This is a genomic window from Okeania sp. SIO2C2, from assembly GCF_010692625.1.
Lineage (GTDB): Bacteria > Cyanobacteriota > Cyanobacteriia > Cyanobacteriales > Microcoleaceae > Okeania > Okeania hirsuta.
Genome location: NZ_JAAHGM010000017.1, coordinates 14,466 through 28,646 on the forward strand (window position 1 = coordinate 14,466; position 14,181 = coordinate 28,646).

The following is a 14,181-nucleotide window of genomic DNA, read 5'->3' on the forward strand; positions in this document are numbered from 1 at the left end:
GGGGGATGGGATTACCGGGATTAAGCATTCATTGGGGAGCTGTTTCTCACATAGGAGAGGCGGCCGAACGTGGTGCAGATGTGAGGGTACTTAAGCAGGGGATGGGGGCAATTTCTCCGACTCAGGTGTTAGAAACCCTAGAATTACTGATGAGTAGTTCGGATGTAGAAGTAGGGGTAGTTCCTATTGATTGGTCAGGTATGCAGGAGAGAGTGGCTCAATGGCGGTTTTTGGCAGATTGGCAGGAAAAAACGACTGCGATCGCTAAAAAGGAAACTCAGGATAATTACCTTTTAGAACAATTAAAATTAGTTTCCCAGAGCGAACGGGAAAAGATATTAATTGCTCATCTTCAAAATGAAGCAGCTCAAGTATTAGCGCTGAAAAATCATATAATTGATATACACAAACCTCTAAATGAAATGGGACTAGACTCTTTAATGTCAATTGAACTCAGAAATCGAATTCAAAGTGAGCTAGAAGTGGATATTCCAATTACCAAATTTATGGAAGGAATCACTATTGCAGCTCTTTCAAATGAACTAAATGGAAAAATAACTCAAAGCGATCGCACAGATAACATTAAAGAAAATAACTGGATAGAGGTAGAACTATGAACTTAATTGAATTCTTACAAGACCTTTCTCTGAAAGGGGTGAAATTATGGGTTGACGAAGGGAAATTAAGAACTGGTGGTTCCCAAGAAGTGTTGACCACTGATGTTATTGCCCAACTAAAGCAGTACAAATCAGAAATATTACAGTTACTAAGGGAGAATCCAGATGTATCACAAGTATACCCCCTATCTTATGGTCAAAAAGGTCTCTGGTTTTTGTGGCAACTAGCACCTCAGAGTCATAATTATAATGTGTCATTTTCAGTTCGGATTTACTCCAAGGTAGATATAACTATTTGGCAAAAGGTTTTTCAATCTCTAAGGAAAAGGCATCCGCTACTACGGAGTACATTTCCGAAGTTGGGCGAACAACCAGTTCAACAACTACATCAACATCAAAAATTAGACTTCTTACAGATAGATGCTTCTAGTTGGAGTGAAGAGGAATTACACAAAAAGGTACTTGAAGCTCACAGACATCCCTTTAACTTAGAAACAGAACCAGTGATGCGAGTTAGGTGGTTCACTTACTCGGAAGCAAACCACATTATGTTAGTTACAATACACCATATGGCTTTAGATGGTTGGTCATGCAACTTAATTGTCAAAGAGCTGCGAGAACTCTACCAAGCTCAACAATATGGTGTAGAACCATCTCTGCCAGCACTAAACAATTCTTACCAAGATTACGTTCGTTGGCAAAAGGAGTTAGTAGAAGGAGCAGAAGGAGAAAAACTATGGAATTATTGGCAACAAAAATTGGGCGGTGAATTACCTGTATTGAATTTGCCCACAGACAAACCACGACCGCCTATACAGACTGATAACGGTTGCAGCTACCCCTTCAAGTTATCTGAAAAACTGACTGAACAACTGAAGGAACTAGCTCAAACAGAGGGGGCAACTCTTTATATGACTCTGTTGGCTGCTTTTCAAGTTCTTCTGTACCGTTACACAGATCAAGAGGATATTTTAGTAGGTTCTGCCTCTACCGGTAGAACTAAAGCGGAGTTTGCCTCTATTGTTGGTTACTTTGTTGACTCAGTGGTGATGAGATCAGATTTGTCTGAGAATCCCTGTTTTAAAGATTTTCTTTCCCAAGTACGCCAGACAGTCCTGGGAGCACTAGCTCATCAAGATTATCCCTTTACTTTATTAGTAGAAAAGTTACAGGTAGAACGTGACTCCAGTCGTTCTCCTCTTTTTCAGGCTTACTTTGTACTACAAAAGTTCCTAGAATCTAAAGATGTGCAAAAGCTGTTGTTTACTAGCAAAAAAACCTTGATGAATTGGGGAGGACTTGAAGTAGAACCATTTGTAATCGATCAGTATGAAAGTCAATATGATTTATTCCTAGAAATGCTTGAAGAGGATTCATCTTTGGTTGGGTTGTTAAAATATAATGCTGACTTATTTGATGAGCAAACTATTGTCCGAATCGTTGCTCATTTCCAGAATTTGTTAGAAGGGATAGTTCACGATCCGCAACAGAGAGTAGCAGCACTACCATTCATGAAAGAGACAGAACTAGAGCAGATACTGGTAGCATGGAACAGCACAAAAATAGATTATCCAGATGAAAAATGTATCCATCAGTTATTTGAAGCACAAGTAGAGAAAACACCAGATGCAATAGCAGTAGTATTTGAAGAGCAAAAGCTGACCTATTGGGAATTAAATAGTAAAGCTAATCAACTAGCACATTACTTGCAAAAATTGGGAGTAGTTCCAGAAGCACTCATAGGTATATGTGTAGAGCGCTCAGTAGAGATGATCGTAGGTTTATTAGGCATACTCAAAGTGGGAGGAGCTTATGTGCCATTAGACCCTAATTATCCGATTTCGCGTCTCAATTACATCATAGAAGATGCAAAACTCTCTATACTACTTACTCAACAAAAATGGCAACATCATCTATCGGAAACCATAGAAACTATAATTTATTTGGATACAGATGAAGAAATCATTAGTCAACAGAGTCAGCAAAATTTAAAAAATCAAGTAACAGCTAATCAGTTAGCTTACGTTATTTACACATCAGGTTCGACGGGTAAACCAAAGGGAGTCACTATTTCCCATCAAGGGTTATTAAATCTGATTTTCTGGCATCAACGTACTTTTGAAGTAAAATCATCAGACAGAGCGTCTCAAATAGCAGGAGTAGCTTTTGATGCCTCTGTATGGGAGATCTGGCCTTACCTGAGTGCAGGTGCTTGTCTGCACTTAGTCAACTCAGAAACTCGTCTGTCTCCAGAAGCATTGAGAAATTGGCTAGTCTCGGAAAAAATAACGATTAGTTTTGTGCCAACACCTCTATTGGAAAATTTGTGTTCCTTAGAATGGCCTGCAAAAACAGAATTGAGAACTGTAGTCACAGGAGGAGACAAACTGCACAAGTACCCATCGGCAGCTTTACCATTCTGTGTATTTAACAACTATGGTCCAACAGAGAATACAGTTGTTACGACTTCTTGCTTGGTAGTTTCAGGTCAAGGAGACAGTATTTCACCACCCATAGGTAAGCCAATATCCAATACAAAAGTATACATCCTTGACTCCAAATTACAACCAGTACCCATCGGAGTACCAGGAGAACTCCACATCGGAGGAGACGGTTTAGCAATAGGCTACCACAACCGCCCCGAACTGACAGCCTCCAAATTTATACCCAACCCCTTCGACAACTCAAAAACCACAAGATTATACAAAACAGGAGACTTAGCACGTTATCTTCCAGATGGCAACATAGAGTTTATTGGTCGCATCGACAACCAAATAAAAGTGCGAGGATACCGTATCGAAACAGGAGAAATAGAAGCAGTCCTCAATTCATACCCTCAAGTAAAAGAAACAGTAGTAGTAGCAACAGAAGACAAGGCAGGAGACAAACGCTTATTAGCATACATAGTACCCGAAACCCAAAGCACCACATCTTCTAAGCCCGAACTATCAGAAACCCAAGTAGACAGTTGGCAAGACATATTCAATCAGCAAGTCTACGACCAACTAAGCGAAGTAAGCGATCCATTATTCAATAACCAAGGCTGGTTAAGTAACTATGACAACCAACTTATACCAGTAGAGCAAATGCGTATCTGGGCAGGGGATATAGTAGATCAAGTATTGGCTCAGAAACCAGAGAGTGTCTGGGAAATAGGTTGTGGCACAGGAATGCTACTATTTCAAATCGCACCGCAGACAGAAAAATATTTTGGCACAGATATTTCTAATGTCTCATTAGAATACATAAAACAACAAATAGAACAGCAACCAGAAAAATATGGTCATGTATCCTTAGCACAGAAACGAGCTGAAGACATGGGTGATGTAGCAGATAACAGTTTTGATGCCGTATTGCTGAGTTCCATAGTCCAATATTTCCCTAGTATAGAATATCTATTGCAAGTAATAGAAGAAAGTATCAGAGTAGTAAAACCAGGAGGGATGATTTTTCTAGGAGATATCAGGAGTTTAGAACTAATGAAGGTATTTCACAGTTCAGTGCAACTGTATCAAGCAACTCCATCACTGTCGCAACAACAACTAAAGCAAAAGATAGACAGAAGAATAGAGCAGGAGACAGAATTTTTCGTGTCACCAGAATTGTTTGTAGCTCTCAAAGAAAAATATCCAGAAATAACTCATGTACAAATACGTTTACAAAGGGGGCAAGAACACAATGAACTGAATAAATATCGGTATAGCGTACTATTGCATATAGAAGCAAAACCCAAATCAGTAATAGTAGCACCAGTAGAAAGTGGGGTAGGAATGAGTGTTCAAGATATGGAAACTTATCTGCGAGAAAAACAGCCAGAGTCAATTTGCTTTAGTAGTTTAGTAAATGAAAGAGTGGCCAAAGATGTAGGATTATTAGAGTTGCTATCACAGGGAGAATCAAAAGAGAATGTACAGCAGTTGAAGCAAAAGTTAGAGTCAAAGCCAATAAATAGCATAGACCCAGAGAGATTATATGAACTAAGTAGTGATTTAGGGTATAGCTTAGAACTGTGTTGGTCTGGAAAGGGACGTCCAGAATTGATGGATGGGGTATTTGTGCGCAAGTCCCTAGCAGCAGAGGGAATAGTGTTAACACCGCTTAGTCAAAAAACAGTAGCAGCAGGTAACTGGCATGATTATGGAAATAATCCATTGAGTTCAGTGACAGCGAAACAACTGGTGCCACAGTTGAGAGAGTATCTGGAGGAAAAATTGCCAGAGTATATGTTGCCATCGGGGTTGATGGTATTGTCGCAACTGCCACTGACACCCAATGGCAAGGTCGACCGTAAGGCATTGCCTGTACTGGATGTGGCCAGTAGTGTGTCAACGGAGTATGTAGCTCCTGAAACCAATACACAGAAGGTATTGGCAGAGATATGGCAAGAAGTGTTGGGAATAGAAAAGGTGGGAATACATGATAACTTCTTTGATTTGGGCGGGCATTCTTTGATGGCAACTCAAGTTGTTTCTCGGGTGCGAAATACTTTTGACGTGGAGTTGTCTGTAAGTCAACTATTTGAAGAACCTATGATCGCTCAATTAAGTAGTTATATTGAAGCGATGGATAACAATACCAACTTATCTCTATCTCTAGCAAAACGACTACAAACTGCCTCTAATAGTCAAGAAAAACGGGAGGAAATCGAATTATGAAAACATTAGAGAAATTTTTAGATGAACTGGCAGATCGAGATGTCAAATTATGGGTTGAAAATGAACGCTTGCGCTGTAATGCTCCAGAGGGAGTATTAACATCAGATATACGCATTCAACTAAGCGATCGTAAGCAAGAAATTCTGACTTTTTTACAACAAGCTAATTTAAAGAGAGACTCCAAGCAAAACCAAATTCAGCCCATTGAGCGAAACGGTAACCCCCTACCATTATCATACGCACAACAAAGGCTATGGTTTATTGAAAAAATGGCCTTGAGTAGCAATGCCTACAATATGCCATTAACCCTACATCTAGTAGGGCAATTAAACCATGTAGCCCTAGAAAAAAGTATCAATCAAATCATTGCTCGCCATGAAACCCTGAGAACCACCTTCAGTGAAATCAACGGCACACCAGTACAAATAATTAAACCCTCCTTTGAACTACAACTACCATTACAAGACCTGAGCAAGTTAGCACCATCTGCGCAAAAGACCAAACTACAACAACTACTCCAACAGGAAAATGAACTTTCATTCAATCTGGAAGTAGACCACCCGATACGCGCTCAGTTATTTCAACTAGGGATAACAGAACACATACTGCAAATCACATTACATCACATAGCAAGCGATGGCTGGTCACTGACGGTATTACCAAAAGAACTATCAGCAATTTACAGTGCAGCATTGGCAGAGAAACCATCTCCATTACCAGAGTTGCCCATACAATATGCCGACTATGCAGTATGGCAAAGGGATTACTTACAAGGTGAAACCCTAGAAACTCAACTAAGTTACTGGAAGCAAAAGCTGGGAAACTTACCCCAACTACAACTACCCACAGACCATCCCCGACCACCAATTCAAACTTTTAATGGAGAAGATATATCAATCACCATACCAGTAGAGCTGACTTCAAAACTGAGAAAACTGACTCAACAGCAGGGAGTCACTCTATTTATGACCTTGCTGGCAGCCTTTAAAGTATTACTGTCTCGTTATAGTGGTCAAGAAAGTATCATAGTAGGCACACCCATAGCCAACCGCAACCGCAGTGAAATAGAAGGGTCGATCGGTTTCTTTGTCAACTCCCTAGTCATGTACACAGACCTGGGAGGAGACTGTAGTTTCACGGAAGTATTAAACCGAGTCAAACAAACGGCTTTAGAAGCATACTCTCATCAAGACATACCCTTTGAAAAGCTAGTAGAACAGTTGCAACCACAAAGGTCTCTATCGCAAAACCCCTTGTTTCAGGTGATGTTTGGAGTGCATCAGGAGGAAACCTTGAAACCATCCTTCAGTTTGCCTAACTTGGAAGTAGGTTGGTATGAAGAGTCGGGAGCGGAAATGACAGTGCGGATGGACTTAGAGTTACACCTGTGGCCAGTAGGAGAGGAAATCAAAGGATTTTGTGCCTATAACCGAGATTTGTTTGAGCCAGAAACAATAAGTCGGATGATGTCACATTATGAAAACTTATTATCAGCAGTAGTAGAGACTCCAGAGGAACCTATTAGCCAGTTGCCATTAATGAAAGAGGCAGAGCTAGAACAGATATTGGTAGAATGGAACAGGATAAAAACAGATTACCCAAATGACAAATGTATCCATGAATTATTTGAAGCACAGGTAGAGAAAACACCAGATGCAATAGCAGTAGTATTTGAAGAGCAAAAGCTGACCTATTCGGAATTAAATAGCAAAGCTAATCAACTAGCTCATTACTTGCAAACCCTTGGTGTGCAACCAGATGTACCAGTAGGTATTTGTCTCGAACGCTCGTTAGAAATGGTAATAGGCATTCTTGGTATTCTCAAAGCAGGGGGAGCTTATGTGCCGATCGACCCCAGTTATCCCCAAGAGCGTATCACATATACGATCGCTGATGCTGCTGTGCCAGTGCTTCTGACCCAAGAGGGATTAGTAGAAGGATTACAGGATCGATCACAAATAATTTGTTTGGATCGAGCTTGGTCGGAGATTAGTCAACAAAGTTCAGCTAATCCAGATAGTGGTGTACAGCCTTATCACCTATCCTATGTAATTTATACATCTGGCTCCACAGGGGAACCCAAAGGTGTGATGATTCAGCATGAGAATGTTACTCATCTATTTTCATCAACAGAGAGTTGGTATTCATTTAATTCTCAAGACGTCTGGACTCTTTTCCACTCCTTCGCTTTTGATTTCTCAGTTTGGGAAATCTGGGGAGCATTACTGTATGGTGGACGATTAGTTGTAGTTCCATATTGGGTCAGCCGTTCTCCTGATGCTTTTTATGAGTTACTATGCCAGGAGCAAGTCACCATACTGAACCAAACACCTTCAGCCTTTAAGCAACTGATTTATTTTGAGCAAAGTCAGGAATATGCAAGTAATCTGTCACTGCGATTGGTTATCTTTGGAGGAGAGGCTTTAGACTTTCATAGCCTGAAACCTTGGTTTGACAAGCACGGTGATACTTTACCACAGTTAGTGAATATGTATGGTATTACGGAAACAACAGTCCATGTCACTCATTACCCCATTAACTCAGAAAATCTTCAGGAAGGTACAAGCAGTGTCATTGGTCGCCCTATTGACAATATGCAAGCTTATGTGCTAGACAAAAACCGTCAACTAATGCCAGTAGGTGTTGCTGGAGAGTTGTACATTAGTGGTGCTGGTTTAGCACGGGGTTATCTGAATCGCCCCGAACTCACCCAAGAAAAATTCATTCCCCATTTGTTTAGTCAGCAACAAAATGCTCGTCTATATAAGACTGGAGATTTAGCTAGGTATTTACCAGATGGGAATCTAGAGTTTTTAGGCCGTATAGACCACCAAGTAAAAATCAGGGGATATCGCATTGAAATAGGAGAAATAGAAGCACTTCTCAATTCATATCCCATTGTTAAAGAAACGGTAGTATTAGTTAGGGAAGACAACCCAGGAGATAAACGTTTAGTAGCATACATAGTCCCCCAAACGAAAATAACCTCCTCTTCCAACCCGGAATTATCAGAAACCCAACTAGAAAGTTGGCAAGACATATTAAACCAAGATGAGAATAATCCTTTGAGTTCCCAGTTCAGAAACCAACTGATACTGCAGTTGAGACAGTATCTGAAGGAGAGATTGCCAGAGTATATGGTGCCATCGGGGTTGATGGTGTTGTCGCAAATGCCTCTGACTCCCAATGGCAAGATAGACCGTAAGGCGTTACCTGTGCAGGATGTGGCCAGTAGTGTGTCAATGGAGTATGTAGCTCCTGAGACGGAGACACAAAAGCTCTTAGCAGAGATTTGGGCAGAAGTGTTGGGAATAGAAAAGGTGGGAATACATGATAACTTCTTTGAAGTAGGTGGGCATTCTTTGCTGGCAACTAAAGTTGTGTCTAGGGTGCGAAATACTTTTAATCTGGAGTTATCGGTAACTAAGCTATTTACAAATCCTACTATCGCTCAACTAGCAGAAGTTTTAGTTGAACAACAGTTGGAACAAGTAAACAGCAATATACTTGAACAAATTTTAGCGGAGGTTGAATAATGAATGATATAAAAAAACGTTTGGCTAATCTTTCGCAAAAACAACGAGAACAGGTATTGGAAAAGCTCCGACAGCAGCAGTTGCTCCCAACCGCTAAGGAAAGTCAAGTTATTCCAATGATTTCTAGGGAAGAGGTAATTCCCCTATCATACGCACAACAAAGGCTATGGTTTATAGAAAAAATGGGCTTGAGTAGCAACGCCTACAATATGCCATTAACCCTACATCTAGAAGGAAAACTAGACTATGTAGCCCTAGAAAAAAGTATCAATCAAATCATTGCTCGCCATGAAACCCTGAGAACCACCCTCAGTGAAATCAACGGCACACCAGTACAAATAATCAAACCCCCCTTTGAATTACCACTACCCAAAACAGACCTAACTGAATTAACATCATCTGAACAAACCACCAAACTCCAACAACTACTCCAACAAGAAAATGAACTTTCATTCAATCTGGAAGTAGACCACCCCATACGCGCTCAATTGTTTCAACTAGGAACAACAGAACACATACTGCAAATCACATTACATCACATAGCAAGCGATGGCTGGTCTCTCACAGTATTACCCAAAGAACTATCAGCAATTTACACTGCCATATTGGAAGAGAAACCATCCCCATTACCCTCACTACCCATACAATATGCCGACTTTGCAGTGTGGCAAAGGAACTACTTGCAAGGTGAAACCCTCGAAAAGCAACTAAGTTACTGGAAGCAAAAGCTGCAAGACCTACCACAACTCCAACTACCCACAGACCATCCTCGACCAGCAGTCGAAACCTTTCATGGAGCAGGTATACCCATAAACATACCAGCAGCACTCACATCAAAAGTTAAACAACTGACCCAAAAGCAGGGAACGACCCTATTTATGACCCTGTTAGCAGCCTTCAAAGTATTACTGTCTCGTTACAGTGGTCAAGAGAGTGTAGCAGTAGGTTCACCCATAGCCAACCGCAACCGCAGAGAAATAGAAGGATTGATAGGTTTCTTTGTCAACTCCCTAGTGATGCACACAGATCTCGGAGGGGAACCAAGCTTCACAGAAGTATTAAACAGAGTCAAACAAACAGCCCTAGAAGCTTATAGTCACCAAGACATACCATTTGAGAAATTGGTAGAAGAGTTGCAGCCAGAACGGACACTATCGCAAAACCCATTATTTCAGGTGATGTTTGCTGTTCAGCAGGAGGAAACCTTGAAGCCATCCTTCAGTTTGCCTAACTTGGAAGTAGGTTGGTATGAAGAGTCGGGAGCGGAAATGACAGTGCGGATGGACTTAGAGTTACACCTGTGGCCAGTAGGAGAGGAAATCAAAGGATTCTGTGTTTATAACCGGGACTTATTTGAGGCCGAAACAATTAGTCGGATGCTGTCACATTACGAAAACTTCCTCACTGCAGCAGTAGAGACTCCAGAGAGAGCTATTAGCCAATTGCCACTCATGACAGAAGCAGAGCTAGAGCAAATACTGGTGGAGTGGAACAACACGAAAACAGATTACCCAAATGACAAATGTATCCATCAGTTATTTGAAGAGCAGGTGGAGAAAACACCAGATGCAATAGCAGTAGTATTTAAAGAGCAAAAGCTGACCTATTCTCAATTAAACCGCAAAGCCAATCAACTAGCCCATTACTTGCAAAAATTGGGAGTAGTATCAGAAAGTCTAGTAGGAATATGTGTAGAGCGTTCATTAGAAATGGTAGTAGGTTTACTCTCCATACTCAAAGCTGGAGGAGCTTATGTGCCATTAGACCCGAATTATCCAACTTCGCGTCTCAATTACATGGTAGAAGATGCCCAACTATCCATACTACTAACTCAAGAAAAATGGCAACAGGATCTACCTCAAACAGCAGCTCAAGTAATATGTCTGGAGTCAGATAAAGCCAAGACAGAGAGTTTGGAAAACCTAAGATTATCAATAACATCAGACGATCGAGCATACATGATGTATACCTCCGGGTCAACAGGTATACCCAAGGGAGTAAACATCAGACATCAAGGAGTAGTGCGACTGGTAAAAAATACCAACTATATTAATAACTTCACAGAAGAAGATATATTCCTACAATTAGCACCCATATCCTTTGATGCAGCCACATTGGAAATTTGGGGCAGTCTGCTCAATGGAGGAACTCTAGTTATCATGCCACCCCATCAACCCTCCCTAGCAGAAATCGGAACAGCAATCAGAGAAAACCAAGTCACGACTTTATGGCTGACAGCAGGATTATTCCAACTGATGGTAGAAGAGCAACTAGAAAACTTAAAGCCAGTAAAGCAACTATTAGCAGGAGGAGACGTATTATCAGTTCCCCATGTGCAGAAAGTAGTAGAAAAACTGCCAGAATGTCAACTAATAAACGGTTACGGACCAACAGAAAACACTACATTCACCTGCTGTTTCTCAGTCAAAGCTGATAGTAATCTAGAAAAATCAGTCCCCATAGGTAAGCCCATATCCAACACCCAAGTATACATTCTGGACTCAAATTTACAACCAGTACCCATCGGAGTAGCAGGAGAATTACACATAGGAGGGGATGGTTTAGCAACAGGCTACCACAACCACCCCGAACTCACAACCGAGAAATTTATTCCCAACCCTTTTGAGAAATCAAAAGTCGAAAGTCAAAAGTTAAAATTATATAAGACGGGAGATTTGACACGCTACTTAGCAGATGGGAATATTGAATTTCTAGGAAGAATAGACCATCAGGTAAAAGTGCGGGGATATCGTATTGAGACAGGAGAAATAGAAGCAGTTATCAATTCATACCCTGAAGTAAAAGAAACAGTAGTAGTAGCAAGAGAAGACAACCCAGGAGATAAACGGTTAGTAGCATACATAGTACCAGAAACCCAAACCAAAAATAGCTCTAACCCCGAACTATCAGAAACTCAAGTAGATAGCTGGCAAGACATATTCAACCAACAAATATACGACGAACTAAGTGAAGTAAGTGACCCTCTATTCAACACTAGAGGATGGATAAGCAATTATGACAACCAACCGATACCAGTAGAGCAAATGCGCATTTGGGCAGGAGATATAGTCAGCCAAGTATTAGCTCATAAACCAGAAAGTGTGTGGGAAATAGGTTGTGGCACAGGAATGCTCCTATTTCAAATCGCACCCCACACCAAAAAATATTTAGGAACAGATATATCCAACGTATCATTAGAATACATCAAACAACAAAAAGAACAGCAACCAGACAAATATGCTCATGTCTCCTTAGCACAAAAGCGAGCTGAAGACATGGCGGATGTGGCTGATAACAGCTTTGATGTAGTGCTACTCAGTTCCATAGTCCAGTATTTCCCTAGTGTGGAATATCTGTTCGAAGTAATAGAAGAAAGTATCAGGGTAGTAAAACCAGGAGGAGTTATCTTCCTAGGGGATATCCGCAGCTTGCCATTAATGAAAGCCTTTCACAGTTCGGTGGAACTGTATCAAGGAACTCCCTCACTGTCAGTAGAACAACTAAAGGCAAAGATAGACAGAAAAATGGAGCAGGAGACAGAGTTGTTAGTATCACCAGAGTTGTTTGTAGCTATCAAAGAAAAACATCCAGAAATAACTCATGTACAAGTACGTTTACAGAGGGGAAAAGAACACAATGAACTGAATAAATATCGCTATAGCGTACAGTTGCATATAGATGCACAACCAGCATCAGTAATAGCAGAGACTGTAGAAAGTCGAGTAGGTATGAGTTATGAGGAGATAGAAACTTATCTGCGAGACAAAGAACCAGAATCAATTTGTTTTAGTGGTTTAGTCAATGAGAGAGTGGCAAAAGATGTAGATTTAGTAGAGTTCCTATCACAGCCCAAAGAAAAAGAAAATCTACAACAGTTGAGGCAGAGATTAGAGTCAAGGGAAGTCAAAACCATAGTTCCAGAAAGTTTATATGAACTGAGTTCGGATTTAGGATATAGTTTAGAGTTATGTTGGTCAGCTCAGGGAAGAGGAGAATTGATGGATGGGGTATTTGTACGCAGTGAGTTAGCTAAAGAGGGAATAGTGTTAACTCCGCTGAGTCAAAAATCGGTGGTAGCAGGTAACTGGAATAATTATGGGAATAATCCTTTGAATTCCCAGCTCAGAAAACAACTGATACCACAGTTGAGGGAGTATCTGGAGTCGAGGTTGCCAGAGTATATGCTGCCATCGGGGTTGCTGGTGTTGTCGCAACTGCCACTGACTCCCAATGGTAAGGTAGACCGTAAGGCTTTGCCTGCACTGGATGTTGCTAGTAGTATGTCAACGGAGTATGTAGCTCCTGAAACGGAGACAGAAAATATATTAGCAGAGATTTGGCAAGAAGTGTTAGGGATAGAAAAGGTGGGAAGACATGATAACTTCTTTGATTTGGGTGGCCATTCTTTGATGGCAACTCAGGTGATTTCTCGGATACGCCATAGTTTTGGAATTGAACTAACTTTACAGCGTTTATTTGAGTCACCAACTATTAGTGACATCGCCCAAAGTGTAGAAGTGCTAAATCAACTAGCTCAAGATGAAAACACGTTAATTTCTGAAATTGAGGAAGAATATGAGGAGGAAGTATTATGAAAACAATTGAGTTTGTATCTTACCTACAAAATTTAGGTGTCAAACTTTGGATAGATAGAGATAGACTGCGCTATCGTTCTCCGAAGGGAATAATCACGCCAGAACTGAAACAGAATATAGTTGATCGCAAAACAGAAATCTTAGAGTTACTTCAGGAGGCGCAGACAACCCAAAAACCTGTAGCTAGTTCCATTAAAGCTATTTCAAGGGAGCAAGTTCTCCCATTATCTTATGCCCAACAAAGGCTATGGTTTATAGAAAAAATGGCTTTGAGTAGCAACGCCTACAATATGCCATTAACCCTACATCTAGAAGGAAAACTAGACTATCTAGCCCTAGAAAAAAGTATCAATCAAATCATTGCTCGCCATGAAACCCTGAGAACCACCTTCAGTGAAATCAACGGCATACCAGTACAAACAATTAAACCTCCCTTTGAACTACAACTACCATTACAAGACCTGAGCAAGTTAGCACCATCTGAACAAACTACCAAACTCCAACAACTACTGCAAACAGAAAATGAACTTTCATTCAATCTAGAAGTAGACACCCCCATACGCACTCGGTTGTATCAACTAGGAACAACAGAACACATACTGCAAATCACATTACATCACATAGCAAGCGATGGCTGGTCTCTCACAGTATTACCCAAAGAACTATCAGCAATTTACACTGCCATATTGGAAGAGAAACCATCCCCATTACCCTCACTACCCATACAATATGCCGACTTTGCAGTGTGGCAAAGGAACTACTTGCAAGGTGAAACCCT

At 40.8% G+C, this 14,181-nt stretch carries 5 protein-coding genes; all 5 read left to right on the plus strand.

Annotated elements, in window-relative coordinates; genetic code table 11:
- On the plus strand, positions 1–617 hold a 617-nt coding region (locus F6K18_RS16135; RefSeq protein ID WP_287522195.1), incomplete at its 5' end, for a beta-ketoacyl reductase.
- Positions 614–5,272, plus strand: a complete 4,659-nt coding sequence (locus tag F6K18_RS16140; protein WP_287522197.1) for a non-ribosomal peptide synthetase — start codon at positions 614–616, stop codon at positions 5,270–5,272. The genes F6K18_RS16135 and F6K18_RS16140, both read left to right, overlap by 4 nt.
- Complete coding sequence (locus F6K18_RS16145) at positions 5,269–8,808, plus strand: amino acid adenylation domain-containing protein (protein ID WP_287522198.1); 3,540 nt, start codon at positions 5,269–5,271, stop codon at positions 8,806–8,808. The genes F6K18_RS16140 and F6K18_RS16145 overlap by 4 nt, the downstream gene beginning before the upstream one ends.
- Positions 8,808–13,403, plus strand: coding sequence for a non-ribosomal peptide synthetase (locus F6K18_RS16150; RefSeq protein WP_287522199.1), 4,596 nt, complete (start codon positions 8,808–8,810; stop codon positions 13,401–13,403). Before F6K18_RS16145 ends, F6K18_RS16150 begins: the two co-directional genes overlap by 1 nt.
- Positions 13,400–14,181 (plus strand): condensation domain-containing protein (locus tag F6K18_RS16155; protein WP_287522200.1); only part of this gene is annotated, 782 nt, incomplete at its 3' end. The genes F6K18_RS16150 and F6K18_RS16155, both read left to right, overlap by 4 nt.

Excerpts from the sequence above, each read along its gene's own strand:
- F6K18_RS16140 (WP_287522197.1), top strand. The coding sequence starts at position 614 with ATGAACTTAATTGAATTCTTACAAGACCTTTCTCTGAAAGGGGTGAAA.
- F6K18_RS16145 (WP_287522198.1), top strand. The coding sequence starts at position 5,269 with ATGAAAACATTAGAGAAATTTTTAGATGAACTGGCAGATCGAGATGTC.
- F6K18_RS16150 (WP_287522199.1), top strand. The coding sequence starts at position 8,808 with ATGAATGATATAAAAAAACGTTTGGCTAATCTTTCGCAAAAACAACGA.